This is a genomic window from Pandoraea morbifera, assembly GCF_902459575.1.
In the GTDB taxonomy this organism is placed as follows: domain Bacteria; phylum Pseudomonadota; class Gammaproteobacteria; order Burkholderiales; family Burkholderiaceae; genus Pandoraea; species Pandoraea morbifera.
On sequence record NZ_CABPSD010000024.1, the window covers coordinates 1 to 26,256 of the forward strand.

22 protein-coding genes, 1 tRNA gene and 2 pseudogenes are annotated in these 26,256 nt (G+C 63.9%); 9 read left to right on the forward strand and 16 right to left on the reverse strand.

The annotated features are described in order from the left end of the window. The 3 genes and pseudogenes from PMO31116_RS22910 to PMO31116_RS22920 all read left to right on the forward strand — a co-directional run. Nucleotides 1–322: pseudogene (locus tag PMO31116_RS22910) on the forward strand (allantoicase); the annotation flags it as partial. Between the two features lie 166 nt (nt 323–488). Beyond that, nucleotides 489–1,022 (forward strand): ureidoglycolate lyase, encoded by a 534-nt coding sequence (locus tag PMO31116_RS22915; RefSeq protein ID WP_150568737.1) that lies wholly within the window; start codon nt 489–491, stop codon nt 1,020–1,022. A gap of 510 nt (nt 1,023–1,532) precedes the next feature. Then, complete coding sequence (locus PMO31116_RS22920) at nt 1,533–1,946, forward strand: DoxX family protein (RefSeq protein ID WP_145865113.1); 414 nt, start codon at nt 1,533–1,535, stop codon at nt 1,944–1,946. Nucleotides 1,947–2,022: 76 nt separating this feature from the next. On the opposite strand, the gene mctP is transcribed toward PMO31116_RS22920, so the two are convergent. The 11 genes from mctP to PMO31116_RS22975 all read right to left on the reverse strand — a co-directional run bounded on the left by mctP (nt 2,023) and on the right by PMO31116_RS22975 (nt 15,076). After that, a complete protein-coding gene (mctP, locus tag PMO31116_RS22925) occupies nt 2,023–3,573 on the reverse strand; it encodes a monocarboxylate uptake permease MctP (protein WP_150568719.1) in 1,551 nt (516 codons plus the stop codon). Then, nucleotides 3,570–3,800: a DUF3311 domain-containing protein gene (locus PMO31116_RS22930; protein WP_150568720.1), complete on the reverse strand. Its 231-nt coding sequence runs from the start codon at nt 3,798–3,800 to the stop codon at nt 3,570–3,572. The genes mctP and PMO31116_RS22930 overlap by 4 nt, the downstream gene beginning before the upstream one ends. A gap of 210 nt (nt 3,801–4,010) precedes the next feature. After that, complete coding sequence (locus PMO31116_RS22935) at nt 4,011–4,418, reverse strand: RidA family protein (RefSeq protein WP_150568738.1); 408 nt, start codon at nt 4,416–4,418, stop codon at nt 4,011–4,013. A 2-nt stretch (nt 4,419–4,420) separates the two neighbouring features. Then, on the reverse strand, nt 4,421–4,891 hold the full coding sequence (locus tag PMO31116_RS22940; RefSeq protein WP_150568721.1) for an acyl-CoA thioesterase: 471 nt from the start codon (nt 4,889–4,891) through the stop codon (nt 4,421–4,423). A gap of 151 nt (nt 4,892–5,042) precedes the next feature. Further along, nucleotides 5,043–6,686, reverse strand: coding sequence for an AMP-binding protein (locus PMO31116_RS22945; RefSeq protein ID WP_150568722.1), 1,644 nt, complete (start codon nt 6,684–6,686; stop codon nt 5,043–5,045). Nucleotides 6,687–6,856: 170 nt separating this feature from the next. Continuing rightward, nucleotides 6,857–8,041, reverse strand: coding sequence for an acyl-CoA dehydrogenase family protein (locus PMO31116_RS22950; RefSeq protein WP_150568723.1), 1,185 nt, complete (start codon nt 8,039–8,041; stop codon nt 6,857–6,859). Nucleotides 8,042–8,059: 18 nt separating this feature from the next. Then, on the reverse strand, nt 8,060–8,923 hold the full coding sequence (locus tag PMO31116_RS22955) for an enoyl-CoA hydratase family protein (protein ID WP_150568724.1): 864 nt from the start codon (nt 8,921–8,923) through the stop codon (nt 8,060–8,062). A gap of 62 nt (nt 8,924–8,985) precedes the next feature. Then, nucleotides 8,986–9,798: an SDR family NAD(P)-dependent oxidoreductase gene (locus PMO31116_RS22960; RefSeq protein WP_150568725.1), complete on the reverse strand. Its 813-nt coding sequence runs from the start codon at nt 9,796–9,798 to the stop codon at nt 8,986–8,988. Between the two features lie 9 nt (nt 9,799–9,807). Beyond that, nucleotides 9,808–12,150 carry a bifunctional salicylyl-CoA 5-hydroxylase/oxidoreductase gene (locus PMO31116_RS22965; RefSeq protein WP_150568726.1) on the reverse strand — a complete coding sequence of 781 codons (2,343 nt, stop codon included), beginning with the start codon at nt 12,148–12,150 and terminating at the stop codon, nt 9,808–9,810. Nucleotides 12,151–12,347: 197 nt separating this feature from the next. Next, the gene (locus PMO31116_RS22970) at nt 12,348–13,682 is read right to left on the reverse strand and encodes an MFS transporter (RefSeq protein ID WP_246185450.1); all 1,335 of its coding nucleotides are present in this window, start codon (nt 13,680–13,682) and stop codon (nt 12,348–12,350) included. Then, nucleotides 13,679–15,076 (reverse strand): M20 family metallopeptidase, encoded by a 1,398-nt coding sequence (locus PMO31116_RS22975; RefSeq protein WP_150568727.1) that lies wholly within the window; start codon nt 15,074–15,076, stop codon nt 13,679–13,681. Before PMO31116_RS22975 ends, PMO31116_RS22970 begins: the two co-directional genes overlap by 4 nt. 217 nt (nt 15,077–15,293) lie before the next feature. Here PMO31116_RS22975 and PMO31116_RS22980 point away from each other — a divergent pair, with 217 nt between their 5' ends. Then, the gene (locus tag PMO31116_RS22980; protein ID WP_150568728.1) at nt 15,294–16,211 is read left to right on the forward strand and encodes a LysR family transcriptional regulator; all 918 of its coding nucleotides are present in this window, start codon (nt 15,294–15,296) and stop codon (nt 16,209–16,211) included. Nucleotides 16,212–16,247: 36 nt separating this feature from the next. Here PMO31116_RS22980 and mdtD read toward each other — a convergent pair whose 3' ends face one another. The 4 genes from mdtD to gloB form a co-directional block, all read right to left on the reverse strand. Next, nucleotides 16,248–17,702, reverse strand: coding sequence for a multidrug transporter subunit MdtD (gene mdtD, locus PMO31116_RS22985; RefSeq protein WP_150568729.1), 1,455 nt, complete (start codon nt 17,700–17,702; stop codon nt 16,248–16,250). Nucleotides 17,703–17,760: 58 nt separating this feature from the next. Then, nucleotides 17,761–19,662 carry a propionate--CoA ligase gene (locus tag PMO31116_RS22990; protein ID WP_150568730.1) on the reverse strand — a complete coding sequence of 634 codons (1,902 nt, stop codon included), beginning with the start codon at nt 19,660–19,662 and terminating at the stop codon, nt 17,761–17,763. Between the two features lie 395 nt (nt 19,663–20,057). Then, entirely contained in the window at nt 20,058–21,731 is a 1,674-nt protein-coding gene (locus PMO31116_RS22995; RefSeq protein WP_150568731.1) for a transglycosylase SLT domain-containing protein, read from the reverse strand. Nucleotides 21,732–22,069: 338 nt separating this feature from the next. Beyond that, complete coding sequence (gene gloB / locus PMO31116_RS23000; RefSeq protein WP_150568732.1) at nt 22,070–22,897, reverse strand: hydroxyacylglutathione hydrolase; 828 nt, start codon at nt 22,895–22,897, stop codon at nt 22,070–22,072. A gap of 14 nt (nt 22,898–22,911) precedes the next feature. On the opposite strand from gloB, the gene PMO31116_RS23005 reads away from it, so the two are divergent. The 5 genes and pseudogenes from PMO31116_RS23005 to PMO31116_RS23025 form a co-directional block, all read left to right on the forward strand. Beyond that, on the forward strand, nt 22,912–23,790 hold the full coding sequence (locus PMO31116_RS23005) for a methyltransferase domain-containing protein (RefSeq protein WP_150568733.1): 879 nt from the start codon (nt 22,912–22,914) through the stop codon (nt 23,788–23,790). An 11-nt stretch (nt 23,791–23,801) separates the two neighbouring features. Then, complete coding sequence (gene rnhA / locus PMO31116_RS23010; RefSeq protein WP_150568734.1) at nt 23,802–24,248, forward strand: ribonuclease HI; 447 nt, start codon at nt 23,802–23,804, stop codon at nt 24,246–24,248. A gap of 114 nt (nt 24,249–24,362) precedes the next feature. Beyond that, a complete protein-coding gene (gene dnaQ, locus PMO31116_RS23015) occupies nt 24,363–25,103 on the forward strand; it encodes a DNA polymerase III subunit epsilon (RefSeq protein ID WP_150568735.1) in 741 nt (246 codons plus the stop codon). A gap of 268 nt (nt 25,104–25,371) precedes the next feature. Next, nucleotides 25,372–25,446: transfer RNA gene (locus PMO31116_RS23020), tRNA-Val, on the forward strand. Nucleotides 25,447–25,842: 396 nt separating this feature from the next. Further along, a pseudogene (locus PMO31116_RS23025) lies at nt 25,843–26,106 on the forward strand (transposase); the annotation flags it as partial. 36 nt (nt 26,107–26,142) lie between these two features. Here the strand turns inward: PMO31116_RS23025 and PMO31116_RS23030 are convergent. Further along, a partial coding sequence (locus tag PMO31116_RS23030) for an integrase core domain-containing protein (protein WP_150568736.1) occupies nt 26,143–26,256 on the reverse strand: 114 nt, incomplete at its 5' end.

The following is a 26,256-nucleotide window of genomic DNA, read 5'->3' on the forward strand; positions in this document are numbered from 1 at the left end:
CTGGGCGATCATTGCGTTGGCGCAGCCGGGCGAGATCGCGAAGATCGAAGTGGACACCGCGCACTTCAAGGGCAACTACCCCGACCGGTGTTCGATACAGGCGGCGTATGTGACTGGAGGCACCGAGCAGTCGTTGATCACGCAGTCCATGTTCTGGCCGGTGTTGTTGCCCGAGCAGAAATTGGCGATGGACAAGCAGTTCCACTTCGAGGAGCCGGTGCAGAAGCTCGGTGCGATCACGCACATCCGGTTCAACATCATTCCGGACGGGGGCGTATCGCGCCTGCGCTTGTGGGGGCGATTGAGCGACAGGAAGGCGTAGGCCGGCGCAGCAAAAAGGGGGGTGTCGCGAGCGGCACCGGGCCCACTCGTCGCGCGGGCATGACGCGCATGACGGGCGCGATGAGGGGTTCAGAAGCATGGTGTCCTTGCTGCGAGCCGATGGTTCGCGGGACGGGATGGCAAATGCGTGGAAAAGGGGGCGTGACATGGCGGGTGCGGCGTTGAAGATCGAGCGGTTGACGCGAGAGGCGTTTGCGGAGTTTGGCGACGTGATCGAGTTGGAGGGGGCGAAGCATTTCGCGATCAATGGGGGGACGACCGAGCGATATCACGATCTGGCGGCGGTGGATCTGGGGCCGGAGGGTGGGCGACCGTTGGTGAACGTGTTCCGGGGTCAGCCGAGGCAGTTGCCGTACGAGGTGAGGATGTTGGAGCGTCACCCGCTGGGCAGCCAGGCGTTCATACCGTTGAAAACGACGCCGTATCTGGTGGTGGTGGCGCCGGCGGGCGAGTTGGACGTGAGTCGTATGCGGGCGTTCGTCTCGGATGGATGGCAGGGCGTGAATTATGCGAGGGGGGTATGGCATCACCCGTTGTTGGCGTTGGAAGAAGTGAGTGACTTCGTGGTGGTGGATCGGGGTGGCGAGGGGCACAACTGTGACGAGCAGGATTTGCCGGGCGCGTATCTGCTGACGCAGGCGGCGTTGGATGTGGTGCAGAAGGCGCGAAAGGCTGCTTAAGACTGCGTGTGTTTGTGAGGCAGGCGAGACATTGGAAGCAAGCGGCAAGAGAGAACGCCGGGGAGAGATCCTCGGCGTTTTGCGTTGTGGGGGGAGGAAAGGAAGGTGGGAGGGACAACGGGGGAATGAGGCGGCGGCGCGGCCGGCCTGCGCAGTTGCGGAGCATGCGGAGCACGTGCTGGGCGGGTGCGGCGTCGCGTTCGCGCTGGATGCGGGCGGTGTCGACGGGGCGATGGGGGGTGAGAGGAGAGAGGGGGGGTGGGATAGCGGGGGGTGTTGGTGGAAGGACTGGGGGCATGGAGGGGGACGGACCGGGGCGCCTTTTCGCGGCGAGTTGGGTCTATGTCTGAGCGGCGGAAAGGGGCTCCGGTCCGTCTGGGGGGAGGTTTTGTCAACCAATTCGCGACAAACTTACAAACTCCACCATCTTGATGCATCAAATCAGGACACTAAAATTGCCACATGTTTTCGCGAATCACGCGAAACACCGACATGAAAAGGCGAATAAAAATGCGTTACTTCTCGCTCGAAGCGAACAAAGATGGGGTGCTGTTGGCGGCACGGGTATTGCTGATGGTGTTATTTGTGATGTTTGGTTTTCAGAAGCTGGTGGGATTCGAGGGGACTGTTGGATACATGGTGGCGACAGGTGCGCCGATGCCGGCGGTGTCGGCGGTGATTGCGGTGGTGGTGGAGTTGATCGTTGGGTTGATGATTGTCGTGGGTTTCTATACGAGGCCGTTGGCGTTGGTGCTTGCGGCGTACACCGTGGCGACGGCGTTGATTGGGCATCGTTACTGGGGATTAAGCGGAATGGAGCAGTTCATGGCGATGATCAACTTCTACAAGAATGTGAGTATTGCGGGTGGGTTGGTGTTGTTGGCGGTCACGGGACCTGGCAAGTACTCATTCGATCGGAAGTGAGGGTGACGGAGGGCCATCTGAGGGCCAAACGAGGAAGCGGGATTGCGTCCTCGTTTGGCTGTTTGGGGCGTATTGTTCAGGGGTGCACGGCGTCCGAATAGTCCTCGGGCCGGGTCTCATCCGAGTGCGGATGCATCCCGAGCATCTTGACCAGGGCGGTGACCAGCACGGCGACGGCGAGATTGACGAACAGAGAATAGAGCGCCGCGTATCCTGGCATCGTCAGCGATCCGATGTGCAAAGCGAAGATGGATGACTTGAAGCCGGTGGAGGCGGCCATCCAGGTGCCAAGCACGATGCCGGCGAGCCATCCGATCAGCAGTCCCCTGTGGTCCAGCCAGCGCGTGTAGAGACCCAGCACAATGGCGGGGAGGGTTTGAATGATCCAGATACCGCCGAGCAACTGGAGTTGAATCGCGTATTGCAGGGGTAGAAACAGCACAAAGAAAAGCGCGCCCAGTTTCACCACAAGCGACACGCGCTTTGCGATCAGCGTCTCCTGAGCGGCGGAGACGCGCTTGTTCACGAAAGCCTTGTGCACGTTACGCGTATAAAGATTCGCTGCGGCAATCGACATGATGGCGGCGGGCACCAGCGCACCGATTGCGATTCCGGCAAATGCCACACCGACGAACCACGATGGGAAGGCGTAGAGAAACAGGGCGGGCACGGCGAAATTCGTGCCATATTGCGCGAAATACGGTGCGAACTGCGGCATCGACTTCACGCCCGAGGCCAGTGCCATGTAGCCGAGCAACGCGATCAGGCCGAGCAAAAGCGTATAGGCCGGCAGCAACGCCATATTGCGGCGAATCGTATTGCCGTTCCTGGCGCTGAGCAGCGCCGTGATCGAATGCGGATACAGGAACAACGCCAGCGCGGAGCCCAGCGCCAACGTCGCATATGCGCTGTAGCCGCCGAGCGAATCGCCCGCGGGCGGCTTCAACAACAGGTGGTCCACAGGCACTGCCGAGAAGATATGCGACATGCCGCCCAGACGAATGGGGATGACCACCAGAGCCGCGATGATCGTCACATAAATCAGCGTGTCCTTCACGATCGCGATCATCGCCGGTGCACGCAAACCGCTCGTGTACGTGTAGGCGGCCAGAATCACGAACGCAATGATCAGCGGCAAATCTCCCAGCCATCCGCTTGCGTGAAAGCCCAGTGCGCCGATCACCACCTCGATCCCGACCAATTGCAATGCGATGTACGGCATGGTTGCCAAAATGCCCGTGATCGCGATTGCCAGCCCCAATCCTCCGCTGCCATAGCGAGCAGTCACAAAATCCGCGGCCGTCACATATCCGTGCTTGCGCGCGACCTGCCAGAGCTTTGGAAACACCACGAATGCAAACGGGAAAATCAGAATCGTGTACGGAAGCGCGAAAAATCCTAGCGCGCCCGCGCCGAACACCAGCGCCGGGACCGCAATGAATGTGTAGGCCGTATATAAATCGCCGCCCAGCAGAAACCAGCTCACCAGCGTGCCGAAACGACGCCCGGCCAGGCCCCACTCATCCAATTGCGCCAGATCCCCACGCCGCCAATGCGCGGCCACGAATCCCATCACCGTGACCAACACGAAAAACGCGACGAAAACCACCGTAGCCGTCCAGTTCATGATCGGCCTCCCGCAGCCTCATCCCGCGGCGCGGTACGCAGATACACCCATGCCGTGAGCAGCGCGGTCACAATCACCCACGCAAACTGATACCAGTAGAAAAACGGGAATCCGAAAAGCGACGGTTCGAGGCGGTTATAGAACGGCACCCAGAGCACGCCGAAAAACGGCAGCAGCAACAGCCACAACCAGACCCTGCCGCGGGATCGCGACGCGTTCTTATTCATGATTGCGCACCTTCCGGCGGGATCACCGCCGATCGCCGACGCAACGTATGCCTGATACGACTATATGCCGCGAAATGCAAAACGGCTTACGGACAAACCCCAACCTTGCCGGAGCCGCCCGTAAGCCGTCTTTCAAGCCAATTTCAAAGAGAAAAACCGACGAAACCCGCCGTCGCCAGCGCCCCCCAGTCATCACTCACGGCGCCATCGTCAGGCCGCCGGCACCACCGCCGTCACCTCGATTTCCACCTTCGCTTCGTCCTCCACCAGATCGGCCACCTCAACCGCCGTCATCGCAGGAAAATGACGTCCGATCACCGCGCGGTAATGCTCGCCGATCGCCGGATAGCTGGCGACATACTCCTCCTTGTTCTTCACGTACCACGTCATGCGCACAATATGCTCGGGCTTCGCGTTGCCCTCCGCCAGAATCGCCACGATGTTCTCCAGCGTCTGACGCACCTGAAGCGCAAAATCATCCGTCTCGAAACGTTGCTGCCCGTTCCAGCCGATCTGACCGCCGACAAACACGATGCGGCTGCCGGCCGTCATCTCGAACGCCATGCCATTCGCATAGCCGCGCGGTTTCGCCCACTCGGGCGGTTGCAGAACTTGCAGCATCACGACACTCCTTCAATCACAGAATCAGGTGCGGCAAAGCGCACAATCGCTTCACGCTGGGCCTCGGGAACCGCAATCGGGGCAGGTCTGCCACCCTCGCCTTTCGCGACCCAGACCAACACCAGCGTGGCCAGCAGACGCGTCTCGTCGTCAGGTCCCGCGAAACGGATGCGCAACGTCATCGACGAACGCCCCAGACGCACCACCTCCAACGAACGCGAGAGCGTCTCGCCCAGAAAACTCGGCGCACTGAAACGGCACTCCAGATTCGCCGTCGGTACGCCCATCCCATTGCGCAAATGCATCTCGCCGAACGACAGGCCGAGCCCCTCGGCACACCAGTCCTCGACCAGATCGTTGATCATCTCGAAATAGCGCGGATAAAACACGATGCCCGCCGCATCACAGTGCTTGAACCGCACCAGCACCGGCTTCACAAAGGCATTCGCCGCCACTTCACTGCCAGCCATCCTCTCTCTCCTCATCTTCCCGCGCCCCCACTGCATCAAGCCGCATCACGCCCAATCACAGCGCCCCCCATCGCACCACACCGCACCACACCGCATCGCGACGCCGAGCCCGCACGTGAGTGAGCGCCCACCGGAGCGCTCCGGCCTCACCTCACTGCGTCATCTGCCGCAGCTTGAAGCGCTGAAGCTTACCCGTCTCCGTGCGCGGCAGCGTGTCGACGAACTCGATGGCACGCGGATACTTGTACGGTGCGATGTTAGCCTTCACATACTCCTGAAGCGCCTTGACCATCGCGGCGTCGCGCGGCTCGCCCGCCTTGAGCACCACATAAGCCTTCACGATCTGGCCGCGCGCCTCATCGTTCGCGCCCACCACCCCGCATTCCGCCACCGACGGATGCTTCAGCAACGCCGACTCCACCTCCGGCCCTGCGATGTTGTAGCCCGCCGAGACAATCATGTCGTCCGAGCGCGCCTGATAGTAATAATTGCCCGCTTCATCGCACATGAACGTGTCGCCCGGCAGATTCCAGCCGTTCTTCACATAATTCGTCTGACGCGAATCCGCGAGATACCGACAGCCCGTGGGTCCCTTCACCGCCAGCTTGCCCACCTTCCCCGGCGGCAGCGGCTGCATGTTCTCGTCCACGATCATCGCCACATACCCCGGCACCGGCTTGCCGATCGCGCCCGGCACCACATCCCCGTTCGCCGCCGAGATGAAAATATGGATCATCTCCGTGCCGCCAATGCCATCGATCATCTCGATGCCCGTGGCCTGCTTCCACAGCTGACGCGTCGCGTCCGGCAACGCCTCGCCCGCCGACACCGTTTTCCTCAGACTCGACAGATCGTACTTGCCCACCAGCGCCGCCATCTGACGATAGAACGTCGGCGCCGTAAAGCAGATCGTCGCGCGATACTGCTCGATCGCCTGCAACAGACTGTCCGGCGTGAGCTTCTCGAGCAACACCGTCGATGCACCGACGCGCAGCGGGAAGGTCAGCAAGCCGCCCGTGCCGAAAGTGAACGCTAACGGGGGAGTGCCACAGAAAATATCGTCCTGCCCCGGCTTCAGCACATGGCGCGGGAACAGATCGCACATCGCCAGCACGTCACGATGAAAATGCATCGTGCCCTTCGGCTGCCCTGTCGTGCCGCTCGTGAACGCGATCAGGCAGACATCGTCCACCGCCGTGTCGCAAGCCTCGAAGCTCGCCGGCTGACGCGCCATGCGAGCCTCCAGTGAGTCCTCACCCTCGTCGTGGAAATACACCGCCTGCGTGAGCGTGGGACAGAAATACTCATGCCCTGCCTGGCGGTTGAACTCCAGCTCCTCCTTCAGACGGCCGTCGCACAATGCCGCGCCGATCTCCGCCTTGTCGACGATTTGCTTGAGCTCCTTCGCACGCAGCAGCGGCATCGTCGGCACGCCGACCAGCCCTGCCTTGATCACCGCCAGCCATGCCGCCGCCATGAACAGATTGTTCGGACCCCGTAGCAGAACGCGATTGCCCGGCACCAGCGACATATCGTTTCGAAGCACATGCGCGATGCGATCCACCATCTCGCGCAGGCCGAGATACGTCGTGACCGTCGGCGTGCCGTTCTCCACCGAATAAATCGCGGGTGCGTCGCCGCGGCCCTGCGCAATCGTGCGATCCAGCAATTCGGCGGCGCAGTTGATGCGCGCCGGGTACGCCACGTCCGGATTGTCCAGCAGAAACTCGGGCCACTGGTCCGCAGGCGGCAGATTGTCGCGTGCGAAAGTGTCGAGATGTCCAGATCGTTCCATGTGCTTCTCCTTGCCCCCGGTAATCCAGCATGACGCCGGCCGCGCCGGCCGAACGTCGATCAAGTGCTTCCAAGTGTCATTGCAAGACGCCATGCCGTCCCTGTCTCCCGGGGGCACCGCGCACATCACCCACCTTATCCCGCCATGCCCGGCGCTTCGGACACCCAGGCTCAATCGTCCTTGAGCAGTTCGCGCGCGATGATCAGCTTTTGCACCTCCGTTGCGCCCTCGTAAATGCGCAACGAACGAATCTCCCGATACAGACGCTCCACAATCGCGCCCGACACCACCCCCGCGCCCCCGAACATCTGCAACGCCCGGTCGATCACCTGCTGCGCCGATTCCGTCGCGAACATCTTTGCCATCGCAGCTTCGCGCGTCGTGCGCTGCCCCTGTACGTCACGCTGCCAGGCGGCGCGATACGTCAGCAACGCGGCCGCATCCACCGACGTGGCCATGTCGCCCAACGCCGCCTGCGTGATCTGGAAGTCCGCCAGCGTCTGCCCGAACATCTCGCGCGACTTCGTGCGCGCCAGACCCTCGTCGAGCGCGCGACGCGCGAAACCCAACGACGCCGCGGCCACCGACGCACGGAAAATATCCAGCGTCATCATCGCCACCTTGAAACCCTGCCCCGCCTCACCCAGGCGCTGCGAGGCCGGTACGCGGCAGTTCTCGAACTTCAGCCGGGCCAACGGATGCGGGGCGCTCACATCGATGCGCTCCGCGATCGTCAGTCCCGGCGTATCGGCATCCACCACAAAGGCGCTGATGCCGCGCGCACCCGGCGCCTCGCCAGTGCGCACGAAGACACAATAGAAATCCGCGATACCGCCGTTCGAGATCCAGGTCTTCTCGCCGCTGAGTACGTAATGGTCACCGTCAGGCGTGGCCGAACAGGCCATCGCCGCCACATCCGACCCGGCGTTCGGCTCGGAAAGCGCGAAAGCCGCGATCGCCTCGCCCGACGCCACGCGCGGCAGATAACGCCGACGCAGCGCGTCGCTGCCGGCAAGCGTGATCGCCCCACTGCCCAGGCCCTGCATCGCGAAGGCGAAATCGGCCAGGCCGTCGTGGCGCGCCAACGTCTCGCGCAGCACGCACAGCGCCCGCGAATCGAGCTTGTCCATCGCGCCGCCATGGCTGGCCGGCACGCAATACTTCAACCAGCCCGCGCGGCCCAACTGCCGGACCAGCGAAATGCAGGTGGCATCAGTGTCGGCGTGATGATCGACGTGCAGCTCACGCGTGCACCAATCGTCCAGTTCCGCACCAAGGCGGCGGTGCGCGTCGTCGAAAAACGGCCACGCCAGAAAATCGGCGTTGCGCGCGTGGTGAGGTGTTTGGGAAGTCATGTTGCCTGTCGTCTCGCGTCAGTCACCCTGAAATACCGGCTTTTGCCTCGCGACAAAAGCGTCGTATGCGCGGCGGAAGTCCTTCGTCTGCATGCAGATGGCCTGCGCTTCGGCCTCGGCCTCGATTGCCTCGTCCACCCCCATGTTCCACTCCTGGTGCAGGAGCTTCTTCGTCACACCATGTGCGAATGTCGGCCCGCATGCAATCTGGCCGGCCAGCGTTTGCGCGGCGCTCAGCACCGCGCCGCTGTCATGCAGCGCGTTGAAAAACCCCCATTGCAAACCTTCCTCGGCCGTCATCACGCGCCCCGTGTACAGAAGCTCCGACGCCCGGCCCTGCCCGATCATGCGCGGCAGCAGGGTGCAGGCGCCCATGTCGGCCCCCGCAAGTCCCACGCGCACGAACAGGAAGGCCGTCTTCGTCTGCGGCGTGCCCAGGCGCATGTCCGAGGCCAGCGCCACCATGGCGCCCGCACCGGCGCAAATGCCATCGATCGCGCTGACGATCGGCTGCGGACAGGCGCGCATCGCCTTGACCAGATCGCCCGTCATACGCGTGAAATCCAGCAGTTCCGGCATGCTCATCTGCGTGAGCGGGCCGATGATCTCGTGGACGTCGCCGCCCGAGCAGAAATTGCCGCCCGCGCCAGTCACCACCACCGTCCTGATATCCGTCGCGTACACCAGCCCGCGGAACAGATCGCGCAGCTCGGCATACGAATCGAACGTGAGCGGGTTCTTCTTGTCGGGTCGGTTCAGCGTGATCGTGCCAATGCTCGGACGCCCTTGCGCGTCATTCGACACCGACCACAGAAAATGCCTGGCTTCGTAGTTCGCGAAAGGGCGCTTGTGGTGCGCCATCGTCAGTTTCACGTCGCTCATTGGCCAATCTCCTTGAATGGGTTATGCGTTCGCGCCGTGGCGCGGATCCGGGCGCTCGGCGCTCAGCCGACGGTCACCTCGCCGCCCGCCACCGCGAGCGACTGACCCGTCATCGCGCTCGCAGCGGGCTGACACAGCCACAGCACCGCGTCGGCCACCTCCTGCGGCTGCACCAGTCGTGCCTGCGGATTGCGACCGGCCAACTCCGCGCGGGCCTCGTCCTCGCTGCGCCCCGTCTTCGCGACGATGTTCGCCACGGCGTCGCGCACGATATCCGTCTCCGTGTAGCCCGGACATACCGCGTTGACCGTCACGCCCTTTTTCGCCACTTCCAGCGCGAGCGCGCGCGTGAGGCCGACCACGCCGTGCTTGGCCGCGCAATAGGCCGTCACGTACGGGTAGCCGATCAGGCCCGCCGTGCTGGCCACATTCACGATGCGTCCCCAGCCAGCGGCGAGCATGGCCGGCAGTGCGGCGCGAATGCAGTGGAACGTGCCCGTCAGGTTGACGTCGATCATCTGCTGCCACAGTGCGGCGTCCGTCTTGCCGAACGGGGCGCTGAGCGCCTGCCCGGCGTTGTTGACCAGCACCTGCACCGGCCCGAAGCGCTCGGCAGCGAGGGCGAACGCCGCCTCGACGGCCGCGGCGTCCGAAATGTCCGCGCTCACCCAAGCCACGTCGCCGTGAGCGGCCAATGCCCGCGCGCCGGCGGCGAGCGTGGTCTCGTTGCGCCCGAGCAGGGTCACGCGCGCGCCTTGCGAAAGCAACGCGCGCGCCACCGCCTCGCCAATGCCGCGCGCGCCGCCCGTCACAAGGGCGTGCGCCCCGTGCAGCGATGTCGGCGCCGCGGTGGCCGGAGTTGTCGTAGCCGTCATGAACTGTCCTTATTTACCGATCTGTTGAGCGTAGGCGGCAGCACGCTCCAGATTGGTCTCGTACTGCCGTTTGCCGGCATAGTACTGCGTCGGCCACGGCAGATCCTTGTAGCCGATCTTCGCGGCTTCGTGCAGCGTCCAGAACGGATCGGCCAGATGCGGACGCGCCAGCGCGCACAGGTCGGCGCGGCCAGACGCAATAATGCTGTTCACATGGTCCGCCTCGAAGATCGCGCCAACGGCAATCGTCGGAATGCCCGCTTCATTGCGCACGCGATCGGCGAACGGCGTCTGGAACATGCGACCGTAGACCGGCTTCTCGGCCTTGCTCACCTGCCCCGACGAACAGTCGATGAGATCGGCGCCGGCCGCTTTGAACGCGCGGGCGATCTCCACCGCATCGTCCGGTGTAATGCCGCCTTCGACCCAGTCGTGCGCCGAAATCCGCACCGACATCGGCCTGGCGTCCGGCCAGACGGCCCGTACCGCGCGGAAAACCTCCAGCGGATAGCGCAGGCGGTTCTCCAGCGAGCCGCCGTATTCGTCGGTGCGCCGATTCGTGAGTGGCGAAATGAAGCTCGAGAGCAGATAGCCGTGGGCGCAGTGCAGTTCGAGCCAGTCGAAACCGGCTTCTGCCGCACGCCGCGCCGCCTGCACGAAGTCGTCCTTCACGCGATCCATGTCGGCGCGCGTCATCTCGCGCGGCGTCTGCGACACGCCGTCGATGTACGGCAGCGGCGACGCCGAGATAAGCGGCCAGTTGCCCTCATCGAGCGGCAGATCGATGCCGTCCCAGGCCAGTCGCGTCGAACCCTTGCGACCGGCGTGACCGATCTGCATGGCGATCTTCGCGTCGCTTCCCGCGTGCACGAAGTCGACGATGCGCTTCCACGCGTCGCGCTGCGTATCGTTCCAGAGTCCCGGGCAGCCCGGGGTGATGCGCGCGTCGGGCGACACGCACGTCATCTCCGCGACGATCATGCCGGCGCCGCCCAGCGCACGGCTGCCCAGGTGCACGAGATGGAAGTCCCCCGGCACGCCGTCCACGGCCGAATACATCGCCATCGGCGACATCACGATGCGATTCTTGAGCGTGAGCTCACGCGCGCGATACGGCGTAAACATCGGCGGGATCGCGTGCTGACCGGCGGCGCGTTTCACCCCGGCGCGCTCGGCGAGCCAGTCCTCGTAGCCCTCGACGTAACCGGCATCGCGCACACGCAGGTTCTCGTGCGAGATGCGCTGCGAGCGCGTGAGCAGCGAATAGGCGAACTGCTCCGGCGCGAAACGCGCGTAACGATCGACCGTCTCGAACCATTCCGTGGAGTTGCGCGCGGCATTCTGAATCTTCAGCACCTCCACGCTGCGGGCGGCTTCATAGTCCTGCAAAACGCGCGGCAGGGCGTCGACATTCTGCGTGACCAGGCCGTCGGCCAGTGCGATCGCGTCTTCGAGTGCGAGCTTCGTTCCCGAGCCGATGGAGAAGTGCGCAGTATGGGCGGCGTCGCCCATGAGCACGACCGGCACGCGTTTGCCGTCGACGTCGTTCCAGTGCACCCAGTGCTCGCAGATCACGCGCGGGAAGCGAATCCAGATCGCCGAGCCGCGAAGGTGCTTGGCGTTGCTCATCAGCTCGTGGCCGCCGAGGTATTTGGCGAAGAGCTTCTCGCAAAACTTCACGCCCTCTTCCTGGCTCATCTGATCGATGCCGTGCGCGCGCCAGACTTCCTCGGGCGTCTCCACGATGAAGGTCGACGTGTCGGCGTCGAACTGGTAGGCGTGCGCCTGGAACCAGCCATGCTCGGTCTTTTCGAAGGCGAACGTGAAGGCGTCGAAGCGCTGATGCGTGCCGAGCCAGACGAAGCGGTTCTGGCGCGTATCGATGTCCGGGCGGTAGGTGTCGGCGTAGCGGGTGCGGATGCGGCTATTCAGGCCGTCCGAGGCGATGACCAGATCGGCCTGATAGCGGCGCACGATCTCCTGATCGTCGCCCACTTCCGTCTCGAAAACGAGCTCGACGCCAAGCGCCTCGCATCGCGCCTGAAGAATGTTGAGCAGCTTCTTGCGGCCGATGCCGATGAAGCCGTGGCCGCCGGACGTGATGGTGCGGCCCTCGAAATGGATGTCGATGTCGTCCCAGTGATTGAAGGCCGCGTTGATTTCCGCGGCGCTCACCGGATCGGCGTCCTGGAGGTTATCCATGGTGGCGTCCGAGAACACCACGCCCCAGCCGAAGGTGTCGTACGGACGATTGCGCTCGACCACGACCACCCGGTGCGACGGCTCGCGCAACTTCATCAACAGCCCGAAATACAGGCCCGCGGGACCGCCACCGATACAGACGATATTCATCTCCAGCCTCCGGATTCACTGATCGCGCCGCACTCGCCGGCGCCCCGATCTTTGTTAAATCGTAAATAGTTTATGCCTAAAATACTAGCGAAAAAAATTCCCGCCAGCAAGGTCGGTTTGCCCTGCTGGCGGGAAGCTCGGGAAAGCCCTTAGGCGACCGGTGCCGCAGCGTGCGCGTTTGTGCGCATTTGTGCGCTTCAGCGCGCGCCCATGCGCGTTCGCGCGATGGCCAGCGTCGTCAGGCTGACGACCGCCCCGACCATCAGATAGAGCCCCGGGGCAAGTTTGTTGCCGGTCGATGCAATCAGCCACGCCACCGCCAACGGCGTGAAGCCGCCGAAGATCGTCGTGCCGAGGTTGTACCCCACCGCCATGCCCGTTGCGCGCGTGCGCGTCGGGAACAGCGACGACATCAGGGCCGGAATCGGCGCAAAGTACACCGCCTTCAACGTGCCGACCCACAACATCACCACCATCATCGTCGCCAGCGACGGATGCGCGTTCATGAACGCGAACGCCGGATACACGGTGCACAGGAACAGCACACCGGCCACGAACATGATGCGAATGCGCCCGACCTTGTCCGACCAGTGGCCCACGAACGGCGTGAGCGTCATGATCACGAAGCCGGTGACCAGCGTGGCAATGAAGCCCTGCGCCGGCGGCAGGCCCAGTTGCTTCGTGGCATACGTCGGCATGTACAGGATCATGTAGTTTGCCGTCGTCGTCAGGATAAGCGCGCCGATGGACACCAACAGACGCGACTTCTGCGTGGCGAGTACCTCCCATACCGGCGACGCCTTGCCTGCCGATTCGGTCTTGCGGGCCGTCTCGAAGGCGGGGGTCTCATCCATGTACTTGCGAATATAGAGTCCGATCGGACCGACCAGCATCCCGAACAGGAAGGGAATGCGCCACCCCCACGATTCGAGCTGCGGCTGGGTCAGCGCGCCGGTGAGCACCGCACCGAACGCCGAGGCCAGCAACGTGCTCGCCCCCTGACTCGCAAACTGCCAGCTTGACATGAAGCCTGGCCGGTTCGGCACGTGCTCCACGAGAAACGCCGTGGAACTGCCGAACTCCCCGCCCGCCGAGAACCCCTGCATCAGTCGCGACACAAAGATGCCGATGGGGGCCCAGACACCGATTGCGGCGTACGTCGGCATGAAGGCAATGAGACCGGTGCCGAGCGTCATCATGGCGATTGAGAGCATGAGCGACGCGCGACGCCCGTGCCGATCGGCATACGCCCCCAGCACGAACGCACCGAGCGGGCGTGCGAGATACGACAACGCAAACGTCCCCAGCGCCATGAGCAACGACACGGTTTCGTCGTGGGCGGGAAAGAACAGCTTGGAAATCGTCACGGCGAAATAGCCGTAGACGATCAGGTCGTACCATTCGAGCGCATTGCCGATGGACGTCGCAACGATCAGCTTGTAGACCGGCACCTCGGCGCGTGCCCCCTCCTTGCCCGCGCTCGACGCGCCCTTCGCCGGGTCCGCCCCGGCGGCGGCGGCAGAACTGTTCATCGCGGCTTCCCCTCTTTCAGATTTACATCCCCAAGATCCCAGAACAGCCCCGCCATGATCTGCAGCGCTTCACGCGCGACCGAGCCGAGCAGGTGCTCGTCGGGCGCGTGCTGCGAGCACGCCGGGTACGAGTGCGGCACCCACAGCGTGGGCAGCCCGAGTACGTCGGCAAACACGTCGTTCGGCAACGTACCGCCGAGGTTCGGCAGCAGCACCGGCGGCTTGCCCGTCGTCTCGCGCATCGATCCGAGCGCCCACAGCACCCACGGATCCTCCGGGTCGAGGCGCGTCGCCATCACGCCGCGTTCCACCTCGACCTCCACCATCGGGAATCCATGCGCGTCGAGGTGCGCGCGCAGAATCTCGCCAAGTCGTTCCCAGTCCGTGCCGACCACGAAGCGGATCTGCATATGGGCATACGCATACGGCGGAATGGCATTGACCGGCTTTTCGGGATTGCCGGTCTTGAATGCGAGGACCTCGATGTTGTTCCAGCCGATGACGCGCTCGGTCGGCGTGAGCCCCGGCTCGCCGTAGTCGACGTCGACCTCGGGATCGTTCGGTCCGCCCCCGACTTCCAGCCCTGCCAGTGCACGCCGCACCGAATCGGGCAGCTCGGGCGGGCGCAGCCCCTCGACGAGGATCTTGCCGTTGCCGTCGACGATCGAAGCGATGGCGTTCGCCAGCACCACGCCCGGATTGCGCAGCAAACCACCCCAGTTGCCGGAATGATGGCCGCCATCGCGAAGATTCAGACTCAGCTTGAAATTGACGAGGCCGCGCGAGCCGAGGAAAACCGTCGGACGCTCGGCACTCAAACGCGGGCCGTCGGAGGCAATCAGCACGTCAGCACGCAACTCGTCGCGCAGTTGCTCGCAAATCGCATGCAGGCCCGGCGAGCCCATTTCCTCGCCCATCTCCACGATCATCTTCACGTTGTAGCCGAGCTTGCCGCCGCGCAAGGCCAGCACCTGGGCCAACGCCTCGAGGTTGATGGTGTGCTGGCCCTTGTTGTCGGCCGTGCCGCGCCCATACCAGCGATCGCCCTCCACGACGATCTCCCACGGCTTCAGTCCGTGGCGCCATTGGGCGTCGTAGCCGCGCACCACATCGCCGTGCCCGTAGGTGAGCACGGTCGGCGCGTCGTCGCTTTCATGACGCTGCGCGATGAGGAACGGGCCGCCGCCCGGCACCGGATTCGGCACGATGCGCGACGTGAAGCCGAGCGCCGCCAGCGAGGGCGTCATCTCGTCGGAAAGATAGGCATGGAGCACCGCGCCGCTATCCGCCTCCTGACTCTCGGTCTTGTAGGCGACACGACGGCTGAGTGTGTCCAGGAACGCGCCCGAATCGTATTGGGCGGTCGCTTTTGCAATGGCTGCGCTACGGGTCACTGCTTGTCTCCAGATGGCTTTTGAGGGGACGGCTGCCGTCTCGCACATCGCGCGAAGCGTGTCGCAAGCACGCTGCGGTTCAACCGTTCAGGCCATTCTAGGAGCGGGTATTTTTGACAACAATGATAATATTTCGAAGGTTTTGTTGCCGTTTCGGCAAAGCAAAGCTCCGCCGGCGGGCGTCTGCCGGCGAACCTGTCATTGGCTGGAATGGCTCATGCAAACACACGCGCTTCGCTATTTTCTCGAGGTCGCCCGCACCGGCTCGCTCAGCCGCGCGTCCGAGCGCCTGCACGTGGCCGTATCGGCGCTGAGCCGTCAGATCGCCAAGCTGGAGGAAGACCTCGGCACCCCGCTATTCGAGCGTCGCCCGCGCGGCATGGTGCTGAGCGAGGCAGGCGCATTGCTCGCGGATCATGCGCGTCGAGTGCTGCTCGACACCGAGCGCGTGACGTCGGAAATCCGCGGGCTGACGGAGGTGGGGCGCGCCACGATTCGCGTGGCGAGCGCCGAAGGGGTTGCGCGAGACTTTCTGCCGCAGGTCTTCGCGCGCTTTCGCGAAGCCTATCCCGGCGCGCACTTCCTGCTCGATGTCGTCTCGCCCTTCGTCGCCACCGAGCGCGTGCGCGATGGCGAGGCCGACATCGCGGTGTGTTTCAGCGTTGCGCCGGAGAAAGGCGTGCAGGTCGTGCACACCCAACCCGCCCCCATCTTCGCCCTGATGGCGGGGCACCACCCGCTGGCCGGCCGCCGCGACGTCGCCCTCGCCGACCTGCTGCCCTACCCGATGGCGCTGTCCAATGCCGGCGTGACGATCCGCCAGATGTTCGACCTGTGCTGCACGCTCGAAGGCCTGCTGTTCGAACCGGTGTTCGTGAGCAACTACCACGCCGCGCTGCACAGTTTCGTGCGCTCGGGCAACGCCGTTACGCTCACTGGCCTGCTCACCGTGCGCAGCCGGCTGGCGCCGGAGGGGCTCGTCGCGATACCGATTCGCAATCCCGCCCTGCACCAGCGCTCGCTCCAGGTGCAGACCATGGCCGGCCGAACCCTCCCCGCGCCCGTCGAGGCGTTCCTCGGCCTGCTGATCGACGCGATCCGCGCACCGGAAATTCTCGATCAGCCGTTTGCCTGAGCGGCTGGCGCCGCGTCGGAACGCCAGGCGCCGCCGCTAGTGCGCCGGCGGCGGCGGCGCGGATGTGACGGCGCGTGCCTGGGCATCGCCATCGTCGGTCGCACGCTGTTCGCGATCCGTCAGTTGACCGAAGATCCACGCCGAGCAGCAGGTGATCAGCCCGACGCACGCGAAGGTCGCGCGAAACGCGGGCAGCGCGCCTACGCCGGCACTCTCGCCGAAGGCACCGGTAAACGTCACCAGCAATGCACCGCCCACGGTCAACCCGAAGCTCATCGCCAGCATCTGCACGAGCGAGAACAGACTGTTGCCGCCGCTGGCATCGTCCGGATTCAGGTCCTTGAGCGTCAGCGTGTTCATGGCGGTGAACTGCACCGAGTTGATGCCGCCGAGAATGCCGAGCTGGACGACCAGCAGCGGCACCGGGTAATGCGGCGTGACGAGCGCGAAGCTCGCCATTACGCCGCCCGCGAGGATCGTGTTCCACACCAGCACCGGGCGGTAGCCGAAGCGCATTACCAGTCGCGTTGCCAGCCCCTTGGCGAAGATGCCCGTAAGCGTGATCGGCAGCATCAGCAAGCCCGCCTCGAAGGCCGTGTAGCCGAGACTGACCTGCAAGAGCAGCGGGACGAGATAGGGCACCGCGGCGATGCCGATTCGTGCGAACAGATTGCCGAGCAACCCGACGCTGAACGTGTGCACGCGAAACATGGCGAGCGAGAACAGCGGCTGCGGGGCGCGATTCGCGTAAAGCCCGTAGGCAACGAAGCCGGCAAAGCCCAGCACGAGCAACACCAGCATGAGCGCATGCGCGCCGGCAATGTCGGCGTGCCGGTCCAGCGCCAGCGACGTCGCCACCATGCCCACGGTGAGCAGCAGGTACCCCTTGACATCGAAGGGCGCCGTGTGGGGCGCGCGGGCATTCGTCAGAAAGAAATGCGCGGCGAGACAGCCCACGGCGCCGACCGGCACATTGATGAGAAACACCCAGTGCCACGAAGCCACCTTCACGAGCCAGCCGCCGAGCGTCGGTCCGATGAGCGGACCGATCATGCCCGGCACGGCGACGAACGCCAGCGCCTGGAGATACTGCTCGCGCGGGAATGTGCGCAATACGGCGAGCCGCCCCACGGGGAGCAGCATCGCCCCGCCGAAGCCCTGCACCACGCGCCAGACGACCAGCGCGTCGAGCGTGCCGGAATAGGCGCACATCGCCGAGCCGATGGAGAAAATGGTCAATGCGCTGGAGAAGACGACGCGCGTGCCGAGCCGATCGGCCAGCCATCCGGAAATCGGGATCGTCACCGCCATGGTCAGGGCGTAGGCGATGACCACCGCCTGCATATGCAGCGGCGACTGGCCGAGGTCGCGCGCCATGGCGGGCAACGCGGTGTTCACGATGGTCGAGTCCAGCGTCTGCATGAAAAAGCCGACGGAGACCACGAGCAGCATCGCCTTCTGCCGCCAGGCGGCCGGTTGGGATGAAGTCATGTCGAGGGGCAATCGGGGTCATGGGAGCGGCGTCAGCCCCCGGAACCCCATGACCCTACTACACCGCTTTGACCGCGTCACGTACCTGTTCGAGCGCCGCCGGATCTTCGATCGTGATGAGGTCGCCGGTTTCGCGGCCTTCGCAGATCGCCTGGATCGCCCGGCGCAGGAGCTTGCCGGAGCGGGTCTTCGGCAGCATCGAGACGAAGAACACGCGCGCCGGACGCGCCACCGCACCCAGTTGTCTGTCGACCGTCTTCATCACGTCGCCCTCGAGCGCCATGCGCGCCTCTGGCGTGGCTGCCAGCTCCGGCTGGCGCAGCACGGCGAACGCCATCGCCACCTGCCCCTTGAGCGCATCCTGCGCGCCGATCACCGCCACCTCGGCCACGGCCGGATGGCTCGCGATGCTCTCCTCGATCTCGCGCGAGCCCAACCGGTGGCCGGCCACGTTGATCACGTCGTCCGTGCGCCCGAGAATGAAGTAATAGCCGTCGTCGTCTCGCACCCCCCAGTCGAAGCTCGAGTAGAGCATGCGCCCGGGCACCGTCTCCCAATACGTCTTGACGAAACGCGCGTCGTCGCCCCATACGGTGCTCATGCATCCCGGCGGCAGCGGTCCTTCGATCGCCAGCACCCCCTTCTGATTCGGCCCGCAATCCTCGCCCGTGACCTCGTCGACGAGCTTCACGTCATAGCCGTACACCGGCTTGCCGGGCGACCCGAGCTTGCCCGGCAGCACCTCCACGCCGCGTGCCATGCCCAGAATCGGCCAGCCCGTCTCCGTCTGCCAGTAATTGTCCACGACGGGCTTGCCGACGCCATCGGTCAGCCAGCGTGCGGTCGGCTCGTCGAGCGGCTCTCCGGCCAGGAAAATCAGCCGCAGCGACGAGAGGTCGTATTGTGTCAGGTACGCCGGGTCCTGCTTCTTGAGCACCCGAATGGCCGTGGGCGCGGTGAAGAGCTGCGTCACCTTGTATTTCTCCACGATGCGCCACCAGATGCCACCGTCCGGACGGATCGGCGTGCCCTCGTACATGACCGTTGCGATGCCAGCGAGCAACGGCGCATACACGATGTAGCTGTGGCCGACGACCCAGCCGATGTCCGACGCGCAGAACATCGTGTCGCCCGGCCGGGCGCAGAAGATGTGCTGCATCGACGAGGCAAGCGCCACGGCGTATCCACCGGTATCGCGCTGCACGCCCTTGGGCTTGCCTGTGGTGCCCGAGGTGTAGAGCACGTACGACGGCTCGCTCGATTCGAGCCACTCGCACGCAACGAAAGCGTCGAGATGTTGTTCGCGCAGCGGCGCGTAGTCGACGTCGCGCCCGGGCACGCGCGTCATCTCGGCCAGGCCGCGGTCGATGAGCAGCACGCTGGACGGCTTGTGCTTTGCGAGTTCGATGCCTTCGTCGAGCAGCGGCTTGTACGGAACAACCTTGCCATTGCGCGAACCGGCGTCGGCCGAGACGATAACCTTCGGCTGCGCGTCGTCGATGCGCGCGGCGAGATTCACCGAGGCGAACCCGCCGAACACGACGGAATGGATCGCGCCAAGACGCGTGCAGGCCAGCATGGCGAACAGGGCCTCGGGCACCATCGGCATGTAGATCAGAACCCGCTCGCCGCGAGTCACGCCTAACGATTGCAGCGACGCCGCCATGCGGTTCACCTCCGCCGCAAGCTCATCGTACGTGTAGACACGCTCCTGGCCGGTTTCGGTCGAGACCCAGATAAGCGCGTTTTGCGTTCCACGCGACGGCAGATGGCGATCGACGGCGTTATGGCAGAGATTGGTGCGCCCGCCGACGAACCAGCGCGCAAAGGGCGGCTTGTCATAATCGAGCACCCGCGTGAAAGGCGTCTCCCAGTCGATCAGGCGAGCCTGCTCCTCCCAGAAAGCCTCACGCGAGTCAGGGCCGATCGAGCGGGCGAGAAACGACGCGTACGAAGTCATGGTGTCTCCTTGCATGTATTGATGAGCTCGCGCGCCCACCCCTTGTCGGGCGATGTCGACGGTGGGGCGAAACCTGGCTGCGCGGCGCCGGATCGGGCCGGCTGGTTCGACGGCGTGTGGCCATCGAACGGCAATTTGCATCGGTGCGGTGAAATCGTCGGACACGGGTCACGTGCCTCGCGTTCAGTGTGCGCGTTGACGCTTACGGAAGGCTTACCGCGGCGGCGCATGCCGCCGCGCAAACGCTAGGGGATTACGCCGATGCGCAAAACAAAGCGCCCGTGAGGGGAGTCCTCACGGGCGCTCGATCAGATACGGCGTGGTGCGCGGGCGTCGGCCCGACGACAGGCGGTCGGTGCCGAATCGGCGATCGTCCGCCAGCGCGTCCTCGCGGATTAGCGCTGTGCCGTCTTGGTGACCTTCGTGGAGGCCTTCGCCGGGGCCTTCGCGGTCTTCGTCACCGTCTTCGCCGGCGCTTTCGCGGCCTTGCCGGTCGCTTTCGCCGGAGCCGCCTTGCTGCTGGCGGCAACCTTCGTCGGCTTGGCGGCGGGTCGATGGTCGACCACGCGAATCATCTTGCCGTTCTTGCCACGCACCATGCGCGTGCGCGGCGCTTCCTCGTCATCCTTGGCGGCAGGCGCCGATGCAGCGGCAACACGCGAAGCGTCCTTGACCGGCACGTGAAGCACCAGCAGTTGGCCCGACGTGAGCCGGTCGCTACGCAGACGGTTCCAGCTCTTGATTTGCGCAACACTCACGCCGCTGCGCGATGCAACAGCAGCCAGCGTATCGCGCTTGCGGGCACGCACCATGATCTTGCGCGTATCCGGCAGGTCCGGCTCCAGCGCCAACACGGCGTTGCTCGCCACCGACGGGCTGATGTCCTGGTCGATGTCGTCGGAGCGCGGCACCAGCAGCGTCGAGCCCGCCTTCAGGCGCATGCGCGGCGCGATATTGTTCACGGAGCGGATCACGGCGGCGTCGACACCCAGCTTGCGGGCGACATCTTCCGGACGCTCGCGCGACGACGACGTGTAGGTCGTCCAGCTCGAGAGCGGCTTGTCGTAACTTTTCAGGCGACGCTGGAACACTTCCGCGCTATCGAATGGCAGCAGGATCTGCGGCTGCCCCGCGCCCAGGATCACGGGCTTGCGGAAAGACGGGTTGAGCGCGCGGAATTCGTCGAGCGGCAGATCGGCGAGCTTGGCGGCGAGCGCCACGTCGATGTCGCGCTTGGTCGTCACGCTCACGAAATACGGGTGATTCGGAATGTCCGGCAGCTTGACGTTGTACACGTCGGGGTGCGCGATGATGTTCTTGATCGCCTGCAGCTTCGGCACGTAGTAACGCGTCTCGGTCGGCATGCGCAGGCTCAGGTAGTCGGTCGGCAGACCCTGCGCCTGATTGCGGTCGATGGCGCGCTGCACGTTACCTTCGCCCCAGTTGTACGCAGCGAGCGCCAAGTGCCAGTCGCCGAACATCGCGTAGAGCTTCGACAGATAGTCGAGCGCGGCGGTCGTCGAAGCGAGCACATCGCGGCGCTGATCCTGCCACATGTTCTGCTTGAGGTTATACGTCTTGCCGGTGCTGGGAATGAACTGCCACATGCCGGCCGCCTTCGCCGTCGAAAGCGCCTGCGGGTTGTACGCGCTTTCCACGAACGGCAGCAGCGCGAGTTCCGTCGGCATATGACGGCGCTCGAGCTCTTCGACGATATGGAACAGATACTTGCTCGACCGGTCGATCATGCGTTCGACATACTCGGGGCGCTGCGCGTACCACTGCGTGCGGTCCTGCGCGAGGTCGGTGTCGAGATCGGGGATGGCAAATCCGTGACGGATGCGTGACCAGAGATCGGCATCGTCGCTGCCGTAGGCCAGATCGTTGATGGAGTCGTTGTCGAGGTCGATGGTCTGATCGCTCGAAACGCGTTGTTTGCCTTTTGCGGTCGAGGCGAGAGGCGACTTGCTCTGCGCATCGGGAGTCGTATTCGACGCACCTGTGGTCGGCGCTGTGCTGGCGCAAGCCGCCAGAAGCAGCGTCAGTAACAAGCTAACGATAAGTCGCATTGATCGGGCTCGAATGGGGTTACATCTTCATGAAATTGGCAAGGATGGTAAGGAAACCCTTCAGATGCGTCAACCTTTCTGCCTAATTTTTTTGCAAAAATCTCATCAAAACGCCCAAAAATTAAGGGTTATCCCCGACCAAGAACCGACAGGATGTGGTCGTGACGACACAGGAAAGGTACGCTCGAATCGCATGCGCGATGCCATCGGCATGACTCCGAAACATCACGTGTGGGGCAATGAATCAGGGGTGAGCAGACGAGTCGACACGTGTCAACGTCCGCAATGCGGCAGACGTCATGACGCGTCGTGCTGTTGACAGCGCGACGCGCTCTCGATCAACGGAAGTTGTCTTTCCAGCCGCGGATGGCGGCGAACACTGCCTCGCGAGACGGCAATGTGCGACCGGCATGCTGCTCGGCGGCCGCGACGACCGCCGGTGCATCGCTGCGCAGGAACGGGTTGGTCACGCGCTCCTGGGCGAGCGTCGTGGGCAGCGTCGGACGCCCGGCCGCACGTAGCGCCGTCGCCTCCTGATGCCAGGCGGCGAGCGCCTCGTTGTCCGGATCGACGGCCAGCGCGAAGCGAATGTTCGACAGCGTGTATTCGTGGGTGCAATGCACCAGCGTGGCCGGCGGCAGCGCCGCGAGCCTGTCGAGCGATGCAAGCATTTGCGCCGGCGTGCCTTCGAAGAGGCGCCCGCATCCGCACGAGAACAACGTATCGCCACAGAACAGCCGCGGCGCAGCCGCCGCGCCCGCACCGAGGAAGTAGGCTACATGACCGGATGTGTGGCCGGGCACATCGATCACCTCCAGCGTCATGGCCGGCGCCGCGATGTGCACCGTGTCGCCCCCCACCTGCGGATGATCGACGCCCGCGATGGCTTCATGTGCCGGGCCGTGCACCGGCACATCGAAATGCTGCAGCAACGTGGCCACGCCGCCGACGTGATCCGCATGCTTGTGGGTGATGAGAATGGCGCGCAGCGTCAGGCCGCGCGATTCGAGATAGGCGAGCACCGGATCGGCGTCACCGGGGTCGACGACGACGGCGTCTTTGCCGTTGTCGATGACCCAGAGATAATTGTCCTGGAACGCGGGGACGGGAAAGACGGTCAGTGTTCCGGCCGACTGCCCACTTGCCGCATCTGCGTGCGCATCCATATATACTCGCCACCATGTCAGAACGTCCGATTATAGACTGGCCCGTCTGGCTCGTCTCACCGCCAGGCCGCTACGCGCTCGCATGGGAACAGGCCCTCTTCGATCAATGGGTCGGGGATCTGTTCGGCTATCACGCGTTGCAGCTGGGCCGTCCCGAGCTCGATACGCTGCGCGAGAACCGCATGCCCTACCGCGGGCTCGTGCTGCCTGCTGCGCGAGGGCCGGAGGCCCCGACGCTCATGACCAAGGCGGCGAGCGACACGACCGATACGACGACGTGCGCGCCGGCGACGGACGGTAGCGCGCCCGTCGCGTCCGAGCTGGTCGCGCGCGACATCCTGGTAAGTCGATTCGACGAATTGCCGATCGCCACGGCCAGCACCGACCTCGTTGTGCTGCCGCACGTGCTCGAGTTCGCCGAGAACCCGCATGACATCCTGCGCGAAGTCGAGCGCATTCTCGTGCCCGAGGGACAGGTCATCATCACCGGCTTCAACAACCTAAGCCTGTGGGGCGCGCGCGAAGAGCTGGGACGTCTGGCGGGCGCGCCGTTTCTGCCCCCGGGCGCCGACCTCATCGCCTTCACTCGCCTGAAGGACTGGCTCAAGCTGCTGTCGTTCGACATCGACCGGGGCCGCTTCGGGTGCTACCGGCCTCCGCTGCGCGGCGATCACTGGCTGCAACGCTTCGAGTTCATGGAGTCCGCCGGCGATCGCTGGTGGCCGATCTTCGGTGCCTTGTACGGGGTTCGCGCGGTCAAGCGTGTGCGTGGCATGCGCTTGGTCGGCAAGGTCCGCAAGCGTATACTCGCGCTCCAGCCCGCGGCGGCGCCGGTGGCCACACCGAACACCACGCACCGCCAGATGGCCGAAGCGACCGAAGTGTCCGACTGATCGTTTGAGAGATGACCTTGCCGCAAGTTGAGATCTATACCGACGGTGCCTGCAAAGGCAATCCCGGCCCCGGCGGTTGGGGCGCCCTGCTCGTTGCCGGCAAACACCGCAAGGAAATGTACGGCGGCGAACCGAATACGACCAATAACCGCATGGAGCTGCTTGCCGTCATTCGCGCGCTCGAAGCCTTGAACAAGCCGTGCCATGTCGTGCTGCACACCGATTCGCAGTACGTGCAAAAGGGCATCAGCGAATGGATTCACGGCTGGAAGGCCCGAGGCTGGAAGACCGCCGCGAAGGAGCCCGTGAAGAACGCCGACCTGTGGCAGGAACTCGACGCCGTCTCTCAGAAGCACGAGATCGACTGGCGCTGGGTGAAAGGTCACGCGGGACACGACGGCAATGAAGCCGCCGACCAACTGGCCAATCGCGGCGTGGAGAGTCTGCGGCGCGGGTGACCTTGCACGCGGGCGAGCGACCGCGCGTTGCGCGAGTTCGTCAGTCCGGCGGTCCGTGAGACCATACGGCTGCGCGTGCCAATTCCAAAAGTACGAGCCAACTACCGAAACATCATGCGACAACTGATCCTCGATACCGAAACCACCGGGCTGAACCCGAAGACGGGGGACCGTCTGCTGGAGATCGGTTGCGTCGAACTGGTCAATCGCCGCCTGACCGGCAACAACCTGCATTTCTACATCAACCCCGAGCGCGACAGCGATCCGGGGGCACTGGCGGTGCACGGCCTGACGACGGAATTCCTCTCCGACAAGCCCAAGTTCGCGGAGATTGCGGAAGAGCTGCGCGAATATTGCCGCGGCGCCGAAATCATCATTCACAACGCCGCGTTCGACCTGGGCTTTCTCGACATGGAGTTCGGGCGCCTCGGCTGGCCGCCTTTCATGGAGCACTGCTCTGGCCTGATCGACACGCTGCTGCGTGCGCGGGAGATGTTCCCTGGTCGGCGCAACTCGCTGGATGCGCTGTGCGAACGTCTTGGCGTGAACAATGCGCATCGTACGTTGCACGGCGCACTGCTCGACGCAGAACTGCTCGCCGACGTGTACCTGGCGATGACCCGCGGTCAGGAGAGCCTGGTCATCGATTCGGGCGACGGCGACGAAAGCGACGCGGGCGCACATCGCGAAAAGATCTCGCTGCGTCAATTCGAACTGCCGGTCATCCTCGCGGCGGCTGAAGAGATCGAACTGCACGGCGCGGTACTCGACGGCATCGACAAGGGCATCAAAGGGACATGCGTCTGGCGCACGGAACCGGCAGCGCCGGAAGGTGAAGCGACGCCGGCTGCGTGACATGACAGGGATTCTCGAGGTATCCGCGAAAAAATTGCACGGAGCCCTTCCCAAGCGAAGAAAACATCCCTATAATCGCTGTCTTTGCTGCTTGCGAGTCATCGCGAGAAACGGCGTGAAGTGATCGAGAGATATCGTCACGGCGGCAGCAAAACAAGATTGAAAAGAAAGGTTGCAGACTTCTACGAAAACAGTTAAAGTTCTGCTCCTGATTGCGAAGGAAAGACTTCAGCAATCAACACTAAATCATTGATTTAGTTAATGATTTGGGTGGTTAGCTCAGCGGTAGAGCACTGCCTTCACACGGCAGGGGTCACAGGTTCAATCCCTGTACCACCCACCAGATTCTCTGGTGAGTTGTCCCAGAAAAAAGGACGGCTTAGGTTTAACAACCTAGGCCGTTTTTCTTTTCTGCGGGCCACTTTCTCGATGCGCCGCGAGACTGCACGAGTCCTATGCGCGTCCGACGGTTCCGGCGAATTCTGCTTGGTTTTGCCCTAGCCGGATTGCTTGGACACCGCCTATTCTACCTTGCCGGCCTCGATAGGCAGGGATATGGGGTCTTGGGGCGAGGCGACAAACGACCAGCTTCGGCGGCTCAATCCGCAGCTTATGTCACGTCGGCTTCCGAGCTACAACGGCCGTTAGTCGATTTGCACGGCCGACCGACTGACCTAAGACGAATCGTGTAGCCAAACGGCCAGTGAGTTCTCTTATCCTATCGACCAAGGAGAACTCGATGAAGAAGCGCCACACCGACGAGCAGATCATCCGCATCCTGCGTGAAGCCGAGAGCCACCAGGAACCGGTGAAAGATCTGTGCAAGCGGCACAACATCACGGAGCAGACGTTCTACCGCTGGCGGAACAAATTCGGCGGCATGGATGTGCCCGAGGCCCGTCGACTCAAAGAGCTCGAATCCGAGAACGATCGGCTCAAGCGACTGATCGCCGAACAACTGTTGGTGATCGATGGCTTGAAGGAATTCAGCCGAAAAAAATTACAACTGACCTGACGGATATTTTCGTACCACTGGCGTCTAGAGAATCACGGCCCCGGTGTTTGAACCACATTCACTGACCCGACGGAATTCGGCGGGGGTTAGGTACTGCAAACTCGAATGCGGGCGCACCTCGTTGTAGTGCGTGCGCCA

Excerpts from the sequence above, each read along its gene's own strand:
- PMO31116_RS22915 (WP_150568737.1), top strand. The coding sequence starts at position 489 with ATGGCGGGTGCGGCGTTGAAGATCGAGCGGTTGACGCGAGAGGCGTTT.
- PMO31116_RS22920 (WP_145865113.1), top strand. The coding sequence starts at position 1,533 with ATGCGTTACTTCTCGCTCGAAGCGAACAAAGATGGGGTGCTGTTGGCG.
- mctP (WP_150568719.1), bottom strand. The coding sequence starts at position 3,573 with ATGAACTGGACGGCTACGGTGGTTTTCGTCGCGTTTTTCGTGTTGGTC.
- PMO31116_RS22930 (WP_150568720.1), bottom strand. The coding sequence starts at position 3,800 with ATGAATAAGAACGCGTCGCGATCCCGCGGCAGGGTCTGGTTGTGGCTG.
- PMO31116_RS22940 (WP_150568721.1), bottom strand. The coding sequence starts at position 4,891 with ATGGCTGGCAGTGAAGTGGCGGCGAATGCCTTTGTGAAGCCGGTGCTG.
- PMO31116_RS22945 (WP_150568722.1), bottom strand. The coding sequence starts at position 6,686 with ATGGAACGATCTGGACATCTCGACACTTTCGCACGCGACAATCTGCCG.
- PMO31116_RS22950 (WP_150568723.1), bottom strand. The coding sequence starts at position 8,041 with ATGACTTCCCAAACACCTCACCACGCGCGCAACGCCGATTTTCTGGCG.
- PMO31116_RS22955 (WP_150568724.1), bottom strand. The coding sequence starts at position 8,923 with ATGAGCGACGTGAAACTGACGATGGCGCACCACAAGCGCCCTTTCGCG.
- PMO31116_RS22960 (WP_150568725.1), bottom strand. The coding sequence starts at position 9,798 with ATGACGGCTACGACAACTCCGGCCACCGCGGCGCCGACATCGCTGCAC.
- PMO31116_RS22965 (WP_150568726.1), bottom strand. The coding sequence starts at position 12,150 with ATGAATATCGTCTGTATCGGTGGCGGTCCCGCGGGCCTGTATTTCGGG.
- PMO31116_RS22970 (WP_246185450.1), bottom strand. The coding sequence starts at position 13,682 with ATGAACAGTTCTGCCGCCGCCGCCGGGGCGGACCCGGCGAAGGGCGCG.
- PMO31116_RS22980 (WP_150568728.1), top strand. The coding sequence starts at position 15,294 with ATGCAAACACACGCGCTTCGCTATTTTCTCGAGGTCGCCCGCACCGGC.
- mdtD (WP_150568729.1), bottom strand. The coding sequence starts at position 17,702 with ATGACTTCATCCCAACCGGCCGCCTGGCGGCAGAAGGCGATGCTGCTC.
- PMO31116_RS22990 (WP_150568730.1), bottom strand. The coding sequence starts at position 19,662 with ATGACTTCGTACGCGTCGTTTCTCGCCCGCTCGATCGGCCCTGACTCG.
- PMO31116_RS22995 (WP_150568731.1), bottom strand. The coding sequence starts at position 21,731 with ATGCGACTTATCGTTAGCTTGTTACTGACGCTGCTTCTGGCGGCTTGC.
- gloB (WP_150568732.1), bottom strand. The coding sequence starts at position 22,897 with ATGGATGCGCACGCAGATGCGGCAAGTGGGCAGTCGGCCGGAACACTG.
- PMO31116_RS23005 (WP_150568733.1), top strand. The coding sequence starts at position 22,912 with ATGTCAGAACGTCCGATTATAGACTGGCCCGTCTGGCTCGTCTCACCG.
- rnhA (WP_150568734.1), top strand. The coding sequence starts at position 23,802 with ATGACCTTGCCGCAAGTTGAGATCTATACCGACGGTGCCTGCAAAGGC.
- dnaQ (WP_150568735.1), top strand. The coding sequence starts at position 24,363 with ATGCGACAACTGATCCTCGATACCGAAACCACCGGGCTGAACCCGAAG.